The 19312-nt window shown below is 65.1% G+C and carries 18 protein-coding genes; 7 read left to right on the top strand and 11 right to left on the bottom strand.

All coding sequences use genetic code 11. The annotated features are described in order from the left end of the window. Positions 1-145 precede the first annotated feature (145 nt). On the bottom strand, positions 146-574 hold the full coding sequence (gene phaP, locus EN862_RS07345; RefSeq protein WP_127863470.1) for a TIGR01841 family phasin: 429 nt from the start codon (positions 572-574) through the stop codon (positions 146-148). Positions 575-717: 143 nt separating this feature from the next. Then, a complete protein-coding gene (locus EN862_RS07340) occupies positions 718-2013 on the bottom strand; it encodes a DUF445 domain-containing protein (RefSeq protein ID WP_127863469.1) in 1296 nt (431 codons plus the stop codon). A gap of 212 nt (positions 2014-2225) precedes the next feature. On the opposite strand from EN862_RS07340, the gene rirA reads away from it, so the two are divergent. Then, positions 2226-2687 carry an iron-responsive transcriptional regulator RirA gene (gene rirA / locus EN862_RS07335; RefSeq protein ID WP_040982432.1) on the top strand — a complete coding sequence of 154 codons (462 nt, stop codon included), beginning with the start codon at positions 2226-2228 and terminating at the stop codon, positions 2685-2687. On the opposite strand, the gene EN862_RS07330 is transcribed toward rirA, so the two are convergent. Genes EN862_RS07330 through hemP form a run of 5 tightly spaced genes read right to left on the bottom strand, consistent with a single transcriptional unit; the run spans position 2684 to position 6797 of the window. Continuing rightward, positions 2684-3472 (bottom strand): heme ABC transporter ATP-binding protein, encoded by a 789-nt coding sequence (locus EN862_RS07330; protein WP_127863468.1) that lies wholly within the window; start codon positions 3470-3472, stop codon positions 2684-2686. The two genes, rirA and EN862_RS07330, sit on opposite strands and share 4 nt — an antisense overlap. 7 nt (positions 3473-3479) lie before the next feature. After that, on the bottom strand, positions 3480-4577 hold the full coding sequence (locus tag EN862_RS07325; RefSeq protein ID WP_127863467.1) for an iron ABC transporter permease: 1098 nt from the start codon (positions 4575-4577) through the stop codon (positions 3480-3482). 6 nt (positions 4578-4583) lie between these two features. Then, positions 4584-5477 carry a hemin ABC transporter substrate-binding protein gene (locus EN862_RS07320; RefSeq protein WP_127863466.1) on the bottom strand — a complete coding sequence of 298 codons (894 nt, stop codon included), beginning with the start codon at positions 5475-5477 and terminating at the stop codon, positions 4584-4586. Positions 5478-5488: 11 nt separating this feature from the next. Further along, positions 5489-6544 carry a hemin-degrading factor gene (locus EN862_RS07315; RefSeq protein ID WP_127863465.1) on the bottom strand — a complete coding sequence of 352 codons (1056 nt, stop codon included), beginning with the start codon at positions 6542-6544 and terminating at the stop codon, positions 5489-5491. 46 nt (positions 6545-6590) lie between these two features. After that, positions 6591-6797: a hemin uptake protein HemP gene (gene hemP, locus EN862_RS07310; protein WP_127863464.1), complete on the bottom strand. Its 207-nt coding sequence runs from the start codon at positions 6795-6797 to the stop codon at positions 6591-6593. A gap of 201 nt (positions 6798-6998) precedes the next feature. Between hemP and EN862_RS07305 the strand changes: the two genes are divergently transcribed. The 4 genes from EN862_RS07305 to EN862_RS07290 all read left to right on the top strand — a co-directional run bounded on the left by EN862_RS07305 (position 6999) and on the right by EN862_RS07290 (position 11120). Beyond that, complete coding sequence (locus tag EN862_RS07305) at positions 6999-9215, top strand: TonB-dependent hemoglobin/transferrin/lactoferrin family receptor (protein ID WP_127863463.1); 2217 nt, start codon at positions 6999-7001, stop codon at positions 9213-9215. Between the two features lie 3 nt (positions 9216-9218). After that, complete coding sequence (locus EN862_RS07300) at positions 9219-9671, top strand: hypothetical protein (protein ID WP_127863462.1); 453 nt, start codon at positions 9219-9221, stop codon at positions 9669-9671. Between the two features lie 139 nt (positions 9672-9810). Further along, on the top strand, positions 9811-10752 hold the full coding sequence (locus EN862_RS07295; protein WP_127863461.1) for a TonB family protein: 942 nt from the start codon (positions 9811-9813) through the stop codon (positions 10750-10752). A 53-nt stretch (positions 10753-10805) separates the two neighbouring features. Then, entirely contained in the window at positions 10806-11120 is a 315-nt protein-coding gene (locus tag EN862_RS07290) for an antibiotic biosynthesis monooxygenase (RefSeq protein WP_127863460.1), read from the top strand. 34 nt (positions 11121-11154) lie between these two features. Here the strand turns inward: EN862_RS07290 and putA are convergent, their stop codons facing one another. Then, positions 11155-14763 (bottom strand): bifunctional proline dehydrogenase/L-glutamate gamma-semialdehyde dehydrogenase PutA, encoded by a 3609-nt coding sequence (gene putA, locus EN862_RS07285; protein ID WP_127863459.1) that lies wholly within the window; start codon positions 14761-14763, stop codon positions 11155-11157. Between the two features lie 164 nt (positions 14764-14927). Here putA and EN862_RS07280 point away from each other — a divergent pair, with 164 nt between their 5' ends. Continuing rightward, positions 14928-15380, top strand: coding sequence for an Lrp/AsnC ligand binding domain-containing protein (locus tag EN862_RS07280; RefSeq protein WP_126088729.1), 453 nt, complete (start codon positions 14928-14930; stop codon positions 15378-15380). Here EN862_RS07280 and EN862_RS07275 read toward each other — a convergent pair. Then, positions 15377-16585: a cytochrome c peroxidase gene (locus tag EN862_RS07275; RefSeq protein WP_127863458.1), complete on the bottom strand. Its 1209-nt coding sequence runs from the start codon at positions 16583-16585 to the stop codon at positions 15377-15379. The two genes, EN862_RS07280 and EN862_RS07275, sit on opposite strands and share 4 nt — an antisense overlap. Positions 16586-16592: 7 nt before the next feature. Next, on the bottom strand, positions 16593-17036 hold the full coding sequence (locus tag EN862_RS07270) for a FixH family protein (protein ID WP_127863457.1): 444 nt from the start codon (positions 17034-17036) through the stop codon (positions 16593-16595). A 157-nt stretch (positions 17037-17193) separates the two neighbouring features. On the opposite strand from EN862_RS07270, the gene EN862_RS07265 reads away from it, so the two are divergent. Beyond that, on the top strand, positions 17194-18114 hold the full coding sequence (locus EN862_RS07265; protein ID WP_127863456.1) for a sugar kinase: 921 nt from the start codon (positions 17194-17196) through the stop codon (positions 18112-18114). Positions 18115-18241: 127 nt separating this feature from the next. Here EN862_RS07265 and EN862_RS07260 read toward each other — a convergent pair whose 3' ends face one another. Further along, the gene (locus EN862_RS07260) at positions 18242-19267 is read right to left on the bottom strand and encodes an aldose epimerase family protein (protein WP_127863455.1); all 1026 of its coding nucleotides are present in this window, start codon (positions 19265-19267) and stop codon (positions 18242-18244) included. Positions 19268-19312 lie beyond the last annotated feature (45 nt).

Below are 19312 nucleotides of genomic sequence, written 5' to 3'. Positions count from 1 at the left end.
CCATGAAGCGGCAGCCTCTGTCAATTCGACGCTTCGCAATTTTCGCCGGCAGAGTTGATGCTTTCATGGCAAGCGGAGAACGCGCCCGCGCTTGGACCGGTTGCATCGCATGCCAGTCGATGTGGGTCCGAAACCGCCGGGCAGCCTATTTCTTTTCGTAGCCGGCGCGGATTTCAGCCATCGCATCCCTGATCCGGTCGCGCAGGATCTCGACCGATTCAGTGCTGGATTTCCGCACAAGGTCAGCCACTTCGCTGGCGTTCTTCAGCGTCGTCTCGAACGACTTGCGGGCAAATTCAGCCTGCTTGCTCATCAGGTCCTGCGGGTTGCCGGGCGTCTGGTAGTTCTGCGCCATCCGCGTGATCTCGTTGATGGCGTTCTGCACCATCTCATGCTGCCTCGCCAGCACCGAGGAGGCGCCGGCCGCGCCTGCCCTCGCCGACTTTTCCAGGGCTTCGAGGTTCTTGCGATGATGATCGAGGATCGCCTGGACATCGACATTCGGCAGTTTCAGGTCGCGGCCGAACCTGCTGAACATGTCGAGGAACGAGTCGGATTCCGGTTGTTTTGCCATACCTGCCTCCCGTTTGCCGCGTTCGCGGCGTCCCAAGAACAATTCCAGGAAAAGTGTTTACGGTTAGGCTCGGCGACTTTGCCGTAGCCTTCCGTCCGGAATTGCTTAGGACCCAAGGCAGAATAGTGCACGCCGGGCCGGCGTCAATTGACCAGAAACAGCCGCTCCGCCGTATAGAGCGCCAGGCCGGCAAGCCCGCCGATGATCATGCCGTTGAAGCGGATATATTGCAGGTCCTTGCCGATATTCGTCTCGATCAGCCGCGTCAGCTGCGCCAGGTCCCAGCGCTTGACCTGGTCGGCGATGAATTTCGACACGCCGCTCTTCTGGCTTTCCACGAACGAGGACAGCGCCACGACAAAGCCCTGGTTCATGTCGGCCCTAATCTGCGCGTCATCGGCCAGACGCCGGCCGATTTCGACGAACATATTCGCCAGGTGCTCGCGGATCGTCGAATTCGGCGCATTGACGTCCTGCTCGATGAACAGGCGCAGGCTCGCCCAGGCATCGCCGGCCAGCGCCCTAACCTCCGGGCGGCCGAGGAAATCGCGCTTCAGCTTCTCGGCGCGCCTTGCATACTGCTTCGAGGTCCTGAGCCGCTCGATGAAGGCAAGCGCGAAACGGTCGAATTCAGCCCGCATCGGATGATCGGGATCGGCCCTCACCTCATCCAGCAGCGAGCCCGCTGAGGCGACGATTTTCTTCAAGAGGTAAGCATCGGCGCGAAACAGGTTGAACAGCGACGGCAATTCCTCGCGGATTTTCTCGCGCATCGTCGCCAGCGCCTGCTCGTCATTGAGGAAGCGCCCGACGACCCTGGTGAATTCATCGAACAGCTTCTGATGGCGGCGATCGTCGGTCAGCGCCGACAGCAGGTCGGCGGCCAAAGGCGCCAGCGGCACCTTTTCGATCTGCTCCAGCATGCGGCTGGTGACGAAGTCGCGCAGGCCGGATTGCTCCACCGCTGTCAGCGTCTGCGGTACCAGCCGCGCGACGAATCGCGACAGGCCGGCGGCACGCTCGGCGTCGGCCAGCCAGTCGGCGACCAAAGCGGCGAAGTCGACCTCGGCAAGCTTTTCGCGCACCGGCTCCGGCGCCAGGAAATTGGCCTCGATGAAGCGGCCGAGATTGTCGGCGATGCGGTGCTGGTTCTCCGGAATGATCGCCGTGTGCGGAATGGGCAGTCCGAGCGGCCGTCTGAACAGCGCCACCACGGCATACCAGTCGGCGATGCCGCCTATGGTCGCCGCCTCGGCGAAAGCGGCGACGAAGCCGAGCCACGGATAGGCAGCCTGGAAGGACTTCGCCAGCGCAAAGACAAGGATGCACAGCGCAAGCGCGGCCGCGGCGATGAATTTGGTCCGCCGCAGCGCCGAGCGCTTTGCCTGCGCATCGGCGTCGAATCGAGCCGGCGCGAGAGCCGGAGCTGATTGAGACATGAAAAGGCCGTTTCCTATTTTACACCCGCCTCTATCTAGTGCCTGCGCCCGCGAAACGCTCGCTCGAACCTTGGGAGCCATATCGGGTCACCATCCCCGCCGGCGCGCACAAAAAGTTGACACGATTATTCAGCTATGGTCCGGTCCAGTCTGGAATTGTTCCAAACTATGGGCCATATTCGGCTTTAAGCTAATATTTTCGCGAGGATACCATGCGGCTCACGCGCCAGACCAATTATGCGATGCGCATCCTGATGTATTGCGCCGCAAATACCGACAGGCTGAGCCGCATCCCCGAGATCGCCGCCGCCTATTCGGTGTCGGAACTCTTCCTGTTCAAGATCCTGCAGCCGCTGGTCGAGGCCGGCCTTGTCGAAACCGTGCGTGGCCGCAACGGCGGTGTCAGGCTCGGCCGTCCGGCCGAGCAGATCAGCCTGTTCGATGTCGTGCGCGTCACCGAAGAGAGCTTCGCCATGGCCGAATGCTTCGAGAATGACGCGGCCGAATGCCCGCTGGTCGACAGCTGCGCCCTGAATTCGGCGCTGCGCGAAGCGCTCAACGCCTTCTTCGCCGTGCTTTCGCGCTACACGATCGCCGACCTGATCGCGGCGCGCCCGAACGTGCGTCACCTGCTGGGCATCGACCTTCTGGAGCAGCGCGCCCCGGCGGCCTAGGCGGCGGACTGCGGCAACACGAACGGCATGCTTCCTTCGGGGAGCGCGCCGACCTTGAGCCTGCAGTCGAACACCTTCTCGATCAGTTCATCGTTCAGCACATCCACCGGTGCACCGGCGGCCGCCAGCTGGCCACGGGAGAGCACGAAAATCCGATCAGCATACATGGCCGTCAGATTGAGGTCGTGCAGGATCGCCACCACGCCGCCGCCGCGCCGTGCGAAATCGCGCGCGATGTTCATGATGATGAGCTGGTGCTTGACGTCGAGGCTGGAGACCGGCTCGTCGAGAAAGAGATAGCGCGGCCGCCCTTCCAGCACCGGCGCCCAGACCTGGCAGAGAACACGGGCTAGCTGCACGCGCTGCTGCTCGCCGCCGGAAAGCTCCTGGTAGAAGCGGCCGGCAAAGCCATCGAGGTCGACACGCGCCAGCGCCCGCTCGGGGAGCCGCGTATCCTCGCCGGGCAGCACGCCCGAGCGCCCGCCGATCAGGCCAAGGCGCACGATCTCGCGCACGGTGAACGGGAAGGACAGCGCCGTGGCCTGCGGCAGCACGGCGCGCAGCGTCGCCGCCTCCACCGGTTTCATCGAAGCGAGGTCGCGGCCGTTGAGTGTTACGGTGCCGGTATAGGCGAGCTCGCCGGTCAGCGCCTTGAGCAGGGTCGTCTTGCCGGATCCGTTCGGTCCGACGATGGCCGAGACCTCGCCCGGCCGCGCCGCGAAATCGACATGCGACACGATGCGCTTGCCCGCGATCGCCACCGAAATGTCACGCGCTTCGATCATCGCGGCCTCACAAATCGACGATGCCGCGCTTGCGCAGCAGGATCCACAGGAAGAACGGCGCGCCTGCAATCGCGGTGACGATGCCGATCGGCAGTTCGGCCGGCGCGACGATGGTGCGGGCAACCGAATCGGCGAGCAGCAGCAGCGAGGCGCCGAGCAAGGCTGACGCCGGCAGCAGATAGCGATTGTCCGGTCCGATCGCGAGGCGCAGGACATGCGGCACGACGATGCCGACGAAGCCGATGCCGCCGCTGACGGCGACCGAAGCGCCGACCGCCGCCGACACCCCGACGATGGCCGCGTATTTCAGCCGCTGCACCGGAATGCCGAGATGGCCGGCGGTCGCTTCGCCCAGCGCCAGCGCATTGAGGCCGCGCGACAGGAACGGCATCGCGGCCTGCGCCAGGATGATCACCGGCCCGACGGTGCCGATCTTCGGCCATGTCGCGCCGGCAAGCGAACCGAGCTGCCAGAAGGTCAGGTCGCGCAACTGCCGGTCGTCGGCCATGAAGATGAGGACGCCGGTCAGCGCCATGGCAAGAGCGCTTATGGCGATGCCGGCAAGCAGCATCGTGGCGACCGACGTCCGTCCCTGGCGCGTGGCGATGGCATAAAGCAGCAACGTCACCGCCAGCCCGCCGAAGAAGGCCGCCAACGGCAAGGCGAGCGTGCCGAACGCAAGCGTGACGGGCGCAAGCCAGGTGGTGCCGAGCACGATGATCGCCACCGCGCCGAGGCTGGAGCCGGCGGAAACGCCGATCAGGCCGGGGTCGGCAAGCGGATTGCGGAACAGGCCCTGCATAACAGCGCCGCAGATGGCGAGCGCGGCGCCGATGAGCACACCGAGCAGCGCGCGCGGCATGCGGATGTCATAGACGATCAACTGGTCGCGCGCGGCAAGCGCCGCATCCGCCGGTATGGCGCCGGTGACCGAGTCGCGAATGACGCGGACGGCGGATGCATCGGAAGCGCCCGACGTCAGCGACAGGAACACGGAAAGGGCCAGCGCCAGGCACAAAAGCGCGATGACGAACCTTGCCCGCGCTGAACGATCGCCCTCGGCCGTCATCGCCCTGCCCGCGCCGGCAATGGACTGTTCGGACATCGCCGCTCAGTCCGTGACCTGATTGCCATAGAGCGAGACGGCAAGATCGTGGATCGCTTCGGCCGTGCGCGGGCCGAAGCCGAGCAGATAGCCGCCCCACATGCCGATCATCTTGCGGTTCGTGCCTGCCGGGGTCGAGGCGACGGCAGGGTTGGCGAACAGCTCCTCTTCCGAGATCGGCGGCCCGCCGCCCTTCATCGTCAGGATGACATCCGGTTTGGCGCTGACGATCGCCTCGTCCGTCATTCCTTTGTAGCCGGAAAAGCCCTCGATCGCGTTGACCGCACCGGCAAGCTTGATGATGCCATCGGCCGCGGTGTCGCTGCCGGCGGCAAGGATCTTGCCGCCTTGGGTCGACAGCACGAACAGCACGCGCTTGCGGTCCTTGATCGAGGCCGTCTGCTTTTCCGCTGACGTCAGCTTCGCGTCCGTCTCCGCGGCCAGCCTCTCCGCCTTGGCTTCAACCCCCAGCGCCTTGCCGACGATGCGTATCTTTTCGAGGATGCCCTTATGGTTGAAGTGATCCGGCACCTCGATGAAAGGCACGCTCGATTTCTTCAGCACGTCGACCGCTTCTTTCGGGCCGCTGCCCTGCAGCGCCAGGATTCCGGTCGGATTGACCGACAGGACACCCTCGGGCGAGAGCGCCCGCATGTAACCGACATCCGGCAGCTTCGCCGCCGCCTCGGGATAGGTGCTGGTCGAATCGCGGGCGACGAGACGGCCCTCCTCGCCGAGCGCGTAGACGATCTCGGTGATCGATCCGCCTATGGAGGCGATGCGCGAGGAGTCGGAAAAGACAACCGTGCCTTCTCCCGCCTTAGCTGTTTGCGTGGCCACGGCAAGCAGGACGCCGAGCATCGGGGCAAGCGCCGCGCGGAAATTGAGAGCAAAGCGCATTGGGTGCTACCTTATGCAGCGGTGGGGCTGCGGGGCAGGTTCTCGGCCAGGAAACGCCAGTCTTCCCGCTCGCCTTCGCCTTCATGACGCTTGCCGAAGAACTGGATGATCATGCCGCCTTTGGGGTCATAAGCCTCCAGCGAGGTGACATGGCCGTCCTTGGTCGGCTTTCGCACCGCCCAGACCTCGTGGATGTGATCGGTCCTCAGATGCAGGTGGAAGGTCTTGTCGAGGACGTTGATCCATGGCCCCATCGGCTTGACCGACTTGACCGGGCCGGAATGGATCTGGATGCAGCCGCGGTTGCCGACGAAGCACATGATGGGCATCCCGCCTGCAGCGGCGTGATGGAACATGGCGCTGACCGCGTCCTTGTCGAGCAGCCAGGCATAGTCCTGGCCCACCATGCGCACCGCCTCGCGGCGGCTGAGCTTCAGCGTCTTCAGCATGCCGAAGAACTGATGCACGTCGGTCAGCCGGCTCCAGCGGTCGCGCAGCTCGTCGGTCGAGGCAACCGAACCCTGCCCCTCGCCCTCTCCTTCCGCGGCGCTTGGGAGGATCGCGACGGCCGGCTCCTGGTTCGACGATTCGAGGCTCGCCACCAGTTTCTGGTAGGCATAGAGGTTGGAGGCCGGGCGCAGATGCACCTTGTGCATCGCCTCGCCTGCCGCGTCGAAGAACTGCAGGCTGCGGCGGATCTCGCCATCGTCGCGCTTCTCGACGGCAAAGCCATGCGCCCAGACTTTCGGGAAGATGCGCAGGTCGATGTTTTCACCAAGCACCATGGCGTTGTGGTTGCCGGTGACGACCTTGTCGTAGACGCCGATCTTTTCATGCACGGCGCTTTCGTTGCGCGTCAGCGCCATCACCTCGCCGACCGCCTCGAGGCCGGTCAAAAGGTCGTTGACGCGCGGCTCGACGCGCACCGCGCCGACGCCGCATTGCGCCGCGACCAGTTCCGCTTCCGAAATGCCCAGTTGCGCCGAAAGATCGCGCTCCCGCATTTTCGGATTTTCTTCTCGCGCCCGCCGGATTTCCTCCGGCGACGGTTTTACGCGCTGGTCCATATCGTTCACCTGTGATGCCTGATGTCTGCTCGTCTGCCGCTTCGGGTCACTTGTTGAAGATCAGCTTGCCCTGGCGGGTGATCTTCAAGCGGTAGAGCGCGCCATGATGCTCGATGCCGATCTCATGCTCGCCCTGGAATAGCGTGTTGCTGGAGAGCGTCCTCACCGCCAAAGGCACGCGTTCGTAGCGCATCTGCGCGTCTTCCGGACGGCGAACGCGATAGCGGAAATCGTTGGGATTGTGCATGTTCATCGGGTCGGTCCCTTTCCTCTGACGGCTGCCTTGGCCGCAGCCTCATAAATTGCCGATTCAATTCTTGACTCGAATAATCATGTTTACTAGTCAGTGCATTACCGGAGTAAATGAGTCAACATTTAAGACGCCGGACGTGATCAAAAATGCGAGCGAGCCACTGGCCAGCCAGCTACGAGCCTGAAAATCTGGAGTTGGGGCATGGGGTTGGTGACTTGGGGACGGACGGGCCTGGCGGGCAATAGCGCGGGTCCGGGCTTCCAATCGATGGCATGCGGCATTGCCATCTTGATGGCCGGAGCGGCGGCGATCGCAATCAGCGTATCAGCGGCAAAAGCTCAACAGGCCGTGCAGCCGGCAGCCGACCAGCAGGCCGAGCAGAAAAAGAGGGCTGATGAGAAGGCCGCCGCCGAAGGAACCCTGCTCGACAAGATCCTCGTCATCAGCCGCACCGGCGAAACGGCGATCCAGTCGCTGGCCTCGGCCAGCCATGTCGACCGGGAACAGCTCGACCGCCGCATGGCGACGACGCCGAACGAGATGCTGCTCGGCGTGCCCGGCGTCGCCGTGCAGGCCGACGCGCGGCGTGTCTCTTCGAGCATCAACATCCGCGGCCTGCAGGATTTCGGCCGCGTCGCGGTGATCGTCGACGGCGCTAGGCAGGATTTCCAACGCTCCGACCACGGCACGCAGTCGACCTTCTATGTCGATCCCGAGCTCATCAAGTCGGTCGACGTCATCCGCGGTCCGGTCGCCAACACCTACGGCTCCGGCGCCATCGGCGGCGTCGTCTTCTTCGACACCAAGGACGCCGCGGATTTCCTCAGGCCGGAAGAGACCTGGGCCGGCTCGCTGACCGGGCGCTATGAAAGCAACGGCAAGGGGTGGACCACCAGCGCCACCGGCGCCTACAAGATCAACGACAACTGGGATGTTCTCGGCAACATCGTCTACCGCGACTATGGCGACTACAAGAACGGCGGCGGCGACACCGTTGCCGGCACCGGTTTCGGTGTGCTGAGCGGCATGCTCAAGACCACAATACGCCCGACCGAGAACAGCGAATTGAAGCTCGGTTGGGTCGGCTCCAAGGACGGCTGGACCGAGACCAGCGGCGGCGTGCCTGCCAACGATGTCGATCTGAAGTCGAACACTTTTACCGCCCGCTACAACATCACCGACGACGCCAAGAGTTGGCTCGACCTGCACATCAACGCCTCCTACAACAAGACCTTGCTCGACCTGACGACGCTTACCGCGCAGAACCGCTTCGATCCGACCACTGGCCTGCCCGTGGTGCTGCCGGCCGGCTCGCTGTCCACCTTCGATGTCGGCACGACCGGCATCGACATCTGGAACACGTCGCGCTTCGAGATGGCGAGCGTCGCACATGAGCTGACCTATGGCGGCGATTGGGTCGGCGACGATGTCGATACCGGCGGCAGCGCCGGCGGCGACAGTTTTTATACGCCGTCGGGCAAGCGCAACGTGTCCGGCGCCTACATTCAGGACAAGCTGACCTGGGAGTGGCTCGAGGTCATTGGCGGCCTGCGCTACGATAGTTACAGCCTGAAGGACGACACGAACGAGACCTCCGGCGACCGGGTTTCGCCGCGCATCACCGTCGGTGTCTCGCCCTTTGAAACCGTCGGACTGGCCGGCCTGCAATTCTATGGCACCTATGCCGAAGGCTACCGCTCGCCCTCGCTGACCGAAACGCTGATCAGCGGTAACCATCCCGCCGGCGTCAGCTTCCCGTTCCTGCCCAATCCGAACTTGAAGCCCGAGACCGGCAAGACCGTCGAGTTCGGCGTCAACTACAAGCAGAACGACATCATCGAAGGCGGCGACGCGCTGCGGCTCAAGGCCGCCTATTTCAACAACAATGTCGACGACTATATCGACGGCGTGACGCTCTCGCCCTTCGACCCGACCAGCGGCTGTCCGTTCGGCCCAGGCATTCCGATCTGCTTCCAGTACCAGAACTTCGCCAAGGCCAAGATCAACGGCTTCGAGCTGGAAAGCGTCTACGACGCCGGCTGGGGCTATGCCGGACTGTCGGCCTCCATCATCAACGGCCACACCATCTCGTATCAGGGCGAGCGGGCCGACCTCGCCACCATCCCCTCCTCGCAGGTGACGGCGCAGCTCGGCTTGCGCTTCCTCGAGGACAAGCTGACCGTCGGCGGCGAAGTGCAATACAACGGCAAGCCCAAGGGCAATCCGGTGGCCAAGGACTTCACCCTGGTCAACGCCTTCGCCAGCTACCAGGCGACGGACAAGCTCAAGCTCGACTTCCGCTCCGACAATCTCTTCGACGTCAAATACACCAACCCGCTCAACGGAAGCACGACCGCAGTTCTCTACGAGCCTGGCGTCACGCTGAAGCTGGCGGCAACCATGCGCTTCGGGGGCTGAGGGATGAAAAGCCCGACGACACCGCTTCGCCTCTTGACCTCGGCACTGGCGATGTCGCTCAGCCTAGCGCCGGCGTGGGCTCAGTCCGCGCCGGCTCCGGCCCAAGGTGCGGCATTGAGCCTCGAGCTCAACGCGGCGCAGCCTTCGGACAAAGGCTGCCGGCTGACCTTCGTCGTCAACAACGCGCTCGGCGCCGACCTGTCGAAGGCGGCTTTCGAGATCGCGCTGTTCAAGGAGGCCGGCGTCGTCGACCGCCTCACCGTGCTCGATTTCAAGGACCTGCCGGCCGGCAAGACCAAGGTCACCCGCTTCGACCTTGCCGGCGCCGACTGCGGCAAGCTCAGCCGCGTGCTGATTAACAGCGCGACCGAATGCGCCGGCACCGGCGTCGAGCCGGCCGCCTGCATGCGTGGCCTGAAGACATCTACCAGGACCAGCATCGCTTTCGGGGTCTGAATCGGCCGTGGAGATGGAGCCGGCACTCGCGCGCAACGCCGTTCTCCGGCCTTCGCCTGGAATGCGTGTCGCGCTGTTTGCGGCAACCGATCTTGATTTGACAATTTCCCGCTTGTCGCGGCAGTTTCCGGCCCGCGCCATGCAGGACACCAGCGACATCCCGGATACCGACAGCGTTTTGACGGCCGCTCCCGGCGAGGCGTTGGCCGGACCACGCCCGCGCGGCGAACATGGCAAGTGGACGATGGCGATTGCCGCATCATGCCTGGTCCACGGCGCGGTGGCCGCCGCCTTCCTGATCTCGCCGGGCTCGAAGGCCAATCTCCAGGATCCGGCGCAGGCGGAAGGCAGCGATCGATCCGGCGCCAACGTTGCCGGCAGCGCCCTCAACCCTGAGCAGCAGTCGATCAACGTCGCCTTGGTGCCGCCTCCCCGGCCGCCGGCGAAACCGATGCCGCCAGCCGAAGCGGCACCGCCGGCTGAAAAGACGCCGCCGGTCGAAGCCGTGGAAACACGGGCCGAGCCCAACAAGCCCCCGGTCGATCCGGACATACTCGTCACCGACGCGCCTAGGAACGACGCCGACAGCGTAGCGCCGGACACGAGGCCGACTGAGACTACCCCTGCTCAACAGCAGCAAAGCGCCAGCCATCCGCCGACGCCGGCACAACCGCCAGTCCCCGCTGCAAGGCCGGCGGCCGCTAACCCGCTAACGGCTGAAAAGAGCGGTGCTGCCGATGGTCAGACCCGGTCCGAGCCGGCAGTCAGCAAAGGCAAGAGGCAGAACGAGGCGGGCACCAGGGCGGAAGACAATTACCGCAGCGATGTGATCCGCAAGCTCGGCCGCGTCTACCGGGCCGTCCCGCCTTCGCTGCAGGCTTCGGCACGCAGCAACACGGTCGTCACGTTCGTCATCGGCAAACAGGGCACCATAGACGAGCTGCGTGTCGTCGAAAGCTCAGGTTCGGACACTTTCGATCAGATCGTCCTTGGCTTCGTGCGCAAGGCGGCGCCCTTCCCTCCCATCCCGGCGAAGATCGGAAACCGCCTGGAATTCACCGGTGCGATCGGCCCGTTTTGAAAGCCCCCGCCCCCAAATCATCACCCTCGACTCGCCATTTCGAAAGGAAACCAATGTACATCGCCATGAACCGCTTCAAGGTCCAGAACGGCTCGGAAGAAGCCTTCGAGGACGTCTGGGAGAATCGCGATTCGAGCCTCTCCAAGATGCATGGCTTCAAGGAATTCCACCTGCTGCGCGGTCCGGTCAATGAGACCGAGGGCTACACGCTGTTTGCCTCGCACACGGTCTGGGCCAGCCAGGACGATTTCGTCGCCTGGACCAAATCGGAAAACTTCCGCGCCGCCCACCGCAACGCCGGCGGTTCGAAAGTGCATTACCTGGGCCATCCGCAGTTCGAAGGATTTTCGGTCGTGGAAGGCGCTTAACACGCGCCTTCGATAGATCGTTTTTGCCCTGCGCCTAAGCTGCGGCGAGCAGGCTGGCGTTGCCTCCCGCTGCCGTCGTGTCGACGCAGACCGCGCGCTCATGCGCGTAGGCCGCGGGGTTCAGCACTTCGCTGACCAGCGGCACGATCGGCCCGGCGCGGTCGGCGATCACCTTGCGCACGATGCGCGCCGCTTCCGGCGTGCCGGAGAAGGCGACGACATCGACACGCAGCGAGCGCGCCTCGACCGGATCGGGCCGGCCGTCGATCGCCGCCAGCGGTAGGCCCTTGCCGGTCAGCGCCGACAGCGCCGCCGGTGCGCCCGGCGCCACCGCCAGCACCGCATTGCCGGCGGCGAGCGCCTGGATCGTCTGGGCAAGCAGCGTCTCAGTGTCCGGGCCGAGGCAAAGCACCCGGCCGCGCGGCGCCAGCGACAGCGTATTGGCCTCGCCGGTCGGTCCGGGCAGGTCGACCTGGCCGAAATCGAGGCTTGCCGCAGCGGCGATCGCCGCCGCGCCCTTGCCGCGCAGATGCTTGCGGAGGATCGCGACGCGATCCGGCCGCGTCGACCAGCCGCCAAGCGCCGGATCCGGCAGATTGTCGGCAAGCTCGGTCGCGGTCACCTTGTGGCCGTCCCCAACCTCCGTGCCGGCCTCCGGCCCCTTGCGGAAACGCCGCAGGTAATGCGGTCCGCCGGCCTTCGGGCCTGTGCCCGAAAGCCCCTCGCCGCCGAAGGGCTGCGAGCCGACCACGGCGCCGATCTGGTTGCGGTTGACATAAATGTTGCCGGCATGGATGCCGTCGACGAAATGCTGGACGCGGCCTTCGATGCGCGTGTGCAGGCCGAAGGTGAGGCCGTAGCCCTTGCGGTTGATGGCGGCGATCACCTGGTCGATCTCGTCGGCGTCAAAAGTCGCGACGTGCAGCACCGGGCCGAACACCTCGCGCTCCATCTCCTCGATGCCCTTGACGCGGAACACATGCGGGGCGACGAAACGGCCAGAAGCCGGCGCTTCGAGCTTGGCGATCAGCCGGCCTTCCAGCCCCTTCTTCTTGCAATAGTCGCTGATCGAAGCCTGCGCCTCGTCGTCGATGACAGGCCCGACATCGGTCGAGATGGCCCACGGATTGCCGATGTTGAGCGCTTCCATCGCGCCCTTCAGCATCTCCAGCATCTTCTTCTCGACATCCTTCTGGACGTAGAGCACGCGCAACGCAGAGCAGCGCTGCCCCGCACTCTGGAAGGCGGAAGCGAGAATGTCGCGCACCGCCTGCTCCGGCAGCGCGGTTGAATCGACGATCATGGCGTTCAAGCCGCCGGTTTCGGCGATCAGCATGGCATCAGGCGCCGCGGTCTCGGCCAGTTGCTTCTCGATCAGCTTGGCGACCTCGGTCGAGCCGGTGAAGCACACACCCGCGATGCGCGGATCGGCGGTCAACGGCGCGCCGACCGACGGGCCGTCGCCCGGCAGAAGCTGGATGACATCCTCCGGCACGCCGGCCTCGCGCAGCATCTCGACGGCGCGGAACGCGATCAGCGGCGTCTGCTCCGCCGGCTTGGCAATGACCGAATTGCCGGTGACCAAAGCCGCCGCGATCTGGCCGGTGAAGATCGCCAGCGGGAAGTTCCACGGCGAGATGCAGACGATCGCGCCGCGCGCCTCGGTGCCCACCTCGGCATTCGCCGCCTCGGCCGCGTAATAGCGCAGGAAGTCGACCGCCTCGCGCACTTCCGCCACGCCATCGGCCAGCGACTTGCCGGCCTCGCGGGTGGCGAGAGCGAAGAACTCGGCCGCATTGGCCTCGTAGAGGTCGGCGGCGCGGTTGAGGATCGCGGCGCGCTCCGCAACCGGGCGCTTCGCCCAGGCGGGCTGCGCGTCGACGGCGATGCGCACGGCGGTCGCCACCTGCTTGGCCGCCGCCTCATGCACCGTGCCGACGACCTCATCGGGCTTGGCCGGATTGACGATCTGGCGTTGCTTGCCGTAGCCGGCCGCGCGGGTGACAGGCTTAGCGTGCCAACTATCAGCGCCAGCAAACGCGGCCCTCGCTTTGTCGATGGCCGCGAGCGTCATCGGGTCGGTGATGTCGAAGCCTTTCGAGTTGCGGCGCCCGGCGCCGAAGATCGCGGCTGGACGCGCGATTGCCGGGTTGGCCGCCGGCCCTTGCGTCTCGACCGCCGTGAGCGGGTCGCGCGCGATCTCCTCGGGCTCGACTTCCTCGTCGGTCAGTTGGTGCACGAAGGAGGAGTTGGCGCCATTTTCCAGCAAACGCCGGACCAGATAGGCGAGCAGGTCGGAATGCGCGCCGACCGGCGCATAGATGCGGCAGCGCGTGCCTTCGGCCTGCCGCACGGTTTCATGCAGCGCCTCGCCCATGCCGTGCAGGCGCTGGAACTCGAAGCTGTCGCGGTCCCTCGCCATCGAGAGGATCGCGGCGACCGTATGCGCGTTATGCGTGGCGAACTGCGGATAGATGCGGTCGGTCATCGACAAAAGCTTCTTCGCGCAGGCGATGTAGGAAACGTCGGTGTTCACCTTGCGGGTGAAGACCGGGTAGCCGGAGAGCCCGAGCGTCTGCGCCCGCTTGATCTCGGTGTCCCAATAGGCGCCCTTGACCAGCCGCACCATGATCCTGCGGTCGTATTTCTTCGCCAGCGCGTAGAGCCAGTCGATGGCGAAGGCCGCGCGCGGGCCATAGGCTTGTACGACGACGCCGAAACCGTCCCAGCCGCCGAGCTCCGGCTCCGCCAGAACGCGTTCGATGACATCCAGAGACAAATCGAGCCGGTCGGCTTCCTCGGCGTCGATGTTGAGGCCCATGCGCGAATGCCGGGCGGCAAGCGCCAGCGACAGAAGCCGCTCGGCCATCACCGGCAGCATGGTCTCGCGCTGCGCCACCTCGTAGCGCGGATGCAGCGCTGAGAGCTTGACCGAAATGCCGTGATTGTAGCGGATGTCAGGGCCGTTCGACCCGGCATCGAGCGACGAGATAGCATCCGCATAGGCGCGGTGGTAGCGCAGCGCGTCGGCCTCGGTGCGGGCCGCCTCGCCCAGCATGTCGAACGAATAGAGATAGCCCTTCTGCGTCATCGGCCGGCCGCGCTTGACCGCCTCGGCGATGGTGCGGCCGAGCACGAACTGCTCGCCCATCTCGCGCATCGCCGCGGCGACCGCCTTGCGGATCACCGGCTCGCCCAGCCTGCGCACCATGGCGCGCAGCGTGCCTTCGATGCCGCCCTCGCCTTCATCAAGCACGCGGCCGGTCAGCATCAGCGCCCAGGTCGAGGCGTTGACGAAGATCGAGCTTGAGCCGCCCGAATGCGCCGACCAATCATGCGGCGCGATCTTGTCGGCGATGAGATCGTCCATCGTTTCGGTGTCGGGCACGCGCAGCAGCGCCTCGGCCAGGCACATCAGCGCCACGCCTTCCTTGGTCGATAGGCCATAGGCCGAGAGGAAAACCTCCATCAGCCTGGGATCGGTCGAGCCGCGCACCGCGCGCACCAGATCGGCGGCGCGGGTCGAGATCGCCTTGCGCTCCTCGGCTGACAAGCCCGCCGCCGCCGACAGGCGCTTCACCGCCTCGTCTTCGTCGGGCAAATAATTGGCGCGGATCTGCTGGCGGATGGCGTCGAGCGACATATCGGGTCCATGAAAGCGAGCGTGAGCGAACGGTCTGGCGGTCGCCGGACCGAATGGCGCAAGCTAGCACAGTCGCGAATTTCAGTCGGTCCAAAGAAATCGACAAGATAGTCCGATCGATCTATCATATGGGCACCATTTGCATGTTTTTGACTGCCAAATCCGTGACTGAAGACCAATTGGACCGCATCGACCGAAATATCCTGTCCGCGCTCGGGCGCGACGGCAGGCTTTCGATGTCGGAACTGGCTTTGAAGGTTGGCCTGTCGAAGACGCCGGTGCAGGCCCGTGTGAAACGACTTGAGAAAGACGGCTATATCAGGGGCTACCGCGCGATCATCGACCGCGAACGCATGGGCGAAGGCCATGTCGCTTTTGTCCAGGTGAAGCTGTCGGACACGCGCTCGGCGGCGCTCGACGCCTTCAACCGCGCGGTGCAGGGCGTGCCGGAGATCGAGCAATGCCACATGATGGCGTCGAGCTTCGACTATCTCTTGAAGGTCCGCACGACCGACATCGCCGCCTACCGCCGAGTGCTCGGCGAACGCATCTCGGCCCTGCCCCATGTCGCCCAGACGTCCACCTTCGTGGCGATGGAGACGGTCAAGGATCGTTAGTCCGATAGCGTCTTAAGGAACGCCACCAAGGCCGCGCGCTCGCGATCGGACAGGTCGAGCGGGTGCACTTCCGATACGCCTTCGACGCTGGGCGGCGCCTTCGAATAATGCGCCACCACTTCCTCGAGCGTCGAGAACTGGCCGGCATGCATGTAAGGCGGGCGATCCGCCGCGCCGCGCAGCGACGGCGTCTTGTAGGCGCGCATGATTTGCGGACCGTCCTTGACCATGAAACGCAGCTCTCGGCAGGCGCTGTCGTCGCCGTCGCGGAATTTGCCAAGGCAGTTGAACGGGTCGGCCTCGACCTGCGCCGCCGCATCGACCCGCCCGCGGTCCGGCGGCAGGCCTTCGACGGGCGGTACGCCGGTGTTGTGGAAGGCGTTGTCGGTGAAGCGCGGACCATTGTGGCAGGTCACGCAATTGGCCTTGCCGATGAACAGTTTCAGCCCGAGGATCTCTTCCGGCGAGAAAGCCGCGTCCCCTTCGGGTTTGGCGCCGGTCGCGAGATCGATAGCGAAGCGGTCGAAGCGCGTCTGCTGAGGTTCGATCGACCGCTCGAAGGCGGCGATCGCCTTGCCGATATTTGCATAGACGCGGTTGACGTCATCTTGCTGAGCGGCGGCCATCACGTTCCACGCCGCCTTCTCGGCGTCGGTGCCGAGCGGGCTGGCATTGGCCGGCACGGTGGAAAGGTTGGGCAGCGGCCCAAAAATGCGCTCATAGCGCTCGCCGAACCGCTTCTCGATGTAATGCGCGAAGGCAGCCCGGTTGCCGGCCTGCTCCAGCGGGTTTTCAAGCGGCGTCAGCGCCTGCGCCCACAGGCTGTCGCGCCTGCCGTCCCAGAAGAACCACGGATTGCGCGCCACGCCCGCCAGCGGCATGGTGCGCCGGTTGGTGTGGCCGACGCCGACCGCCTGCGGCAGGTCGTCCTGGAACTGCCGGTCGATCTTGTGGCAGGTCGAGCAGGACACCGTGCCGTCACGGCTCATGCCGACATCGAAGAACAGTGTCGAGCCGAGCGCGGCAGCCGCCGGCGCATCCGCATACCGGTTCGTGGTGTCGGGTTTCAATGACGGCAGCGTGCTCAGCGCCATCGACGCAATGGTCTTCTTCTCGGCGTCGCTGAACTGCGGCTCGCCGCAGCCACCCAGCAAGGCGAGAGCAGCCAAAGCCAAGAGGCAAGTAACGCTCGTCAGACGCCTCATTGCACGCTCACAACACGATGTTGAAGACGACGGTATCGGAACCGGCCGCCGCCGAGATGGCGAAATGCAATTGCCACCAGCCGCCCATCGTGAACTTCACGCCGTCGATGCGGTAGCGCCCCTCGCCCAGATAATCGGTCGCCTGCGGACTGGTCGGCAGGCCGTGATCGTGCTGCGGCATGCCACCGGAAACGGTAATGGCCGCCCCCTCCACCGGCGCGCCGGCGGCGGTCTTCAGCGTCAGCAGCCAGGACTGCAGCTCGCCCTGCCGGACGACGCCGCGCTCCGGCTCGAAGCTCGCGACGAACAGCCCGTTCGACGTCTTCTTGGAGCGCGACAGGTCTGGACCGGACACCGAATGCGGCAGCCTCAGATAGACGACGGCCACGATGCCGACCAGCAGCGCGGCCAGGCCGAGACCCGCAAGGATGTAACGCCATATCGATGCCAAACCCGTTCCTCTTCGGCTGATAACGTCGCGGGCCGCTCGTCACGTCCCGCACTGCCTGTGGGAAATCGTTTCTGGCGCAAAATTCGCCGGCAGCCAAGCATGGCGCTGCCGGCCGCAAAAAGCTACAGCAACAAGACCTTAAGAAGGATACGCCCATATGGCCGCCAAGGGTATCGCGTCGATCGGCGAGTGCATGATCGAATTGTCGGGACAGACCGGCGACAGCTGGCGCATGGGCTTTGCCGGCGACACCTTCAACACGCTGTGGGCATTGCACGCGCTGAGCCCGGAGCGCCCCGCGACTTATGTCTCGGCCTTCGGCGACGACCCCTTCTCGCGCGACCAGATCGCCTTCTTCGCCCGGAACGGCATCGGCATCGGCAACAGTCCGCTCATTGCCGGCGCGCGCCCCGGCCTTTACGCCATCACGCTCACCGGAGCCGAACGCGCCTTCACCTATTGGCGAAGCGACGCGGCAGCGCGCCAGCTCGCCTCCGATCCGGCAGCGCTGGCGAAAAGCCTTGAAAACCAGGCGCTTGTCTATTTTTCTGGAATCACCCTGGCAATTCTGAACGAGGCCGCGCGGAAGACTTTGCTGGCGGGCATAGTTGCAGCCCGGGCCGCCGGCGCGCTCGTCGCCTTCGACCCGAACTACCGGCCGCGTCTGTGGCCGAGCCGCGAGGCAGCCCAGACAGCGATCCTGGAGGCGCTTGCCGTTACCGACATCGCGCTGCCGACCTTTCCGGACGAGCAGATGCTGTTCGGGGATCCGACGCCGCAGGCGACCGCCGACCGCCTCGGCAGGTTGACCGGCGAGGTCGTGGTCAAAAATGGCGAGCAGCCGGCCTTGATCGCGCTGAACGGCGCTTCACAATTCGTTGACGCGGTGCATGTTGCCACCCCTGTCGACACGACCGGCGCGGGCGACTCCTTCAACGGAGGCTATCTTGCTGCCCGGCTCGCCGGCCATGCACCCGCCGACGCGGCGCGCCGCGCGCACAAAGTCGCCGCCGCGGTTGTGCAGGTTCGCGGTGCGCTGGCGCCGTTCGAAACGCTCAGGACCGCATTCGACAGCTAGGACCTGTCAGATTTAGGTCAGGCCGAGTCGAAAATGGTGGGTTCCGAGAACCGGAGCGGAGCGTACTTAGTACGTGAGCACCGGAAGCGCAGGAAGCCGCCATTTGCAGGCCGGCCTCACCTAAATCCTAGGGCAACCGGAATCGGTATTCCGTCACCTGGTGGTAGATCTGCCCCGGCCACAGCGTCGCCTGCGGGAAATAGGGCCGGTTCGGCGCGTCCGGCCAGGTCTGCGCTTCCAGGCAGAGGCCTGAGAACGCCTCGTAATGGCGGCCGTCGAGCCCCGGCGATGTCGGCGCGACGAACTGACCGCTATAGAGTTGCAGTCCGGGCTCCGTGGTCCAGACCTCCATCTCGACGCCGGAATTGGCGCCTTGCACCCAGGCAGCCTGGTGCAGGGGTCCGCGGCTGGCGGCGAGGCAGTAATTCAGGTCGTATTGAAGCTGCTCGCCTTCCATTTCCATGCGCAGCGCCCGCGCCTGGCGGAAGTCGAAAGGCGTGCCGTCGACCGGCTTCACGACGCCGGTCGGGATCATCTCGTCATCGACGGGCGTGTAGGCGCCGGCGTTGAGCATCAGCCGGTGGTCGAGAATGTCGCCGGCCCCGCCATCGTCGAGATTGAAATAGGAATGCTGCGCCAGATTGCAGAGCGTCGGCTCCTCGCAAGTCGCGGTCAGTTCCATGCTGAGCGTGCCGGGGATCTTCAGCCGGTAGGTGCAGGTGACGTCGAGCGCTCCGGGAAAACCCATCGCGCCGTCCGGATCGTGCAGCGTCAGGGTCACGAAATCGCGGCCGTGCAGCGACACGGTCCACGGCCGGTGGAAATAGCCTTCCGAGCCGCCATGCAGTGTGTGCTTGCCGAGAAAATTCCGCTCCGTCTGGTAGCGGTTGCCGGCGATGGTGAAGCGGCCGCCGCCAATGCGGTTGGCAAAGCGGCCGACGACCGCCCCGAAGAAGGCGCGGTCGGTCTCGTAGGGCTCGAAACGGTCGTAGCCCAGCACCAGCGGCGCGTCGTGGCCGGAAAGACGCAGGTCTTGGACGATCGCGCCGAGACCGATGATGTTGGCGGTCAAGCCGCCTCCCCGGATCGTGAACCGGCGCACGGCCTCGCCCGCCTGTGTCGTGCCGAAGACCTCGCCGTCTTTCATCGCCATGCCCGAAACATCATTGCCTGATCCGTGGATTTAGGCCGGCTGCGC

The sequence above is a fragment of the Mesorhizobium sp. M2E.F.Ca.ET.219.01.1.1 genome (assembly GCF_004016445.2).
Classification (GTDB): domain Bacteria; phylum Pseudomonadota; class Alphaproteobacteria; order Rhizobiales; family Rhizobiaceae; genus Mesorhizobium.
This window is presented reverse-complemented; position numbering and strand designations above follow the sequence as displayed.

What these genes read in the sequence shown, in the direction of transcription:
- EN862_RS07300 (WP_127863462.1), top strand. Translation starts at nt 9,219, where the DNA reads ATGAAAAGCCCGACGACACCGCTTCGCCTCTTGACCTCGGCACTGGCG.
- EN862_RS07290 (WP_127863460.1), top strand. Translation starts at nt 10,806, where the DNA reads ATGTACATCGCCATGAACCGCTTCAAGGTCCAGAACGGCTCGGAAGAA.
- EN862_RS07340 (WP_127863469.1), bottom strand. Translation starts at nt 2,013, where the DNA reads ATGTCTCAATCAGCTCCGGCTCTCGCGCCGGCTCGATTCGACGCCGAT.
- hemP (WP_127863464.1), bottom strand. Translation starts at nt 6,797, where the DNA reads ATGAACATGCACAATCCCAACGATTTCCGCTATCGCGTTCGCCGTCCG.
- EN862_RS07330 (WP_127863468.1), bottom strand. Translation starts at nt 3,472, where the DNA reads ATGATCGAAGCGCGTGACATTTCGGTGGCGATCGCGGGCAAGCGCATC.
- putA (WP_127863459.1), bottom strand. Translation starts at nt 14,763, where the DNA reads ATGTCGCTCGACGCCATCCGCCAGCAGATCCGCGCCAATTATTTGCCC.
- EN862_RS07260 (WP_127863455.1), bottom strand. Translation starts at nt 19,267, where the DNA reads ATGGCGATGAAAGACGGCGAGGTCTTCGGCACGACACAGGCGGGCGAG.
- phaP (WP_127863470.1), bottom strand. Translation starts at nt 574, where the DNA reads ATGGCAAAACAACCGGAATCCGACTCGTTCCTCGACATGTTCAGCAGG.
- EN862_RS07315 (WP_127863465.1), bottom strand. Translation starts at nt 6,544, where the DNA reads ATGGACCAGCGCGTAAAACCGTCGCCGGAGGAAATCCGGCGGGCGCGA.
- EN862_RS07320 (WP_127863466.1), bottom strand. Translation starts at nt 5,477, where the DNA reads ATGCGCTTTGCTCTCAATTTCCGCGCGGCGCTTGCCCCGATGCTCGGC.
- rirA (WP_040982432.1), top strand. Translation starts at nt 2,226, where the DNA reads ATGCGGCTCACGCGCCAGACCAATTATGCGATGCGCATCCTGATGTAT.
- EN862_RS07275 (WP_127863458.1), bottom strand. Translation starts at nt 16,585, where the DNA reads ATGAGGCGTCTGACGAGCGTTACTTGCCTCTTGGCTTTGGCTGCTCTC.
- EN862_RS07305 (WP_127863463.1), top strand. Translation starts at nt 6,999, where the DNA reads ATGGGGTTGGTGACTTGGGGACGGACGGGCCTGGCGGGCAATAGCGCG.
- EN862_RS07295 (WP_127863461.1), top strand. Translation starts at nt 9,811, where the DNA reads ATGCAGGACACCAGCGACATCCCGGATACCGACAGCGTTTTGACGGCC.
- EN862_RS07265 (WP_127863456.1), top strand. Translation starts at nt 17,194, where the DNA reads ATGGCCGCCAAGGGTATCGCGTCGATCGGCGAGTGCATGATCGAATTG.
- EN862_RS07325 (WP_127863467.1), bottom strand. Translation starts at nt 4,577, where the DNA reads ATGTCCGAACAGTCCATTGCCGGCGCGGGCAGGGCGATGACGGCCGAG.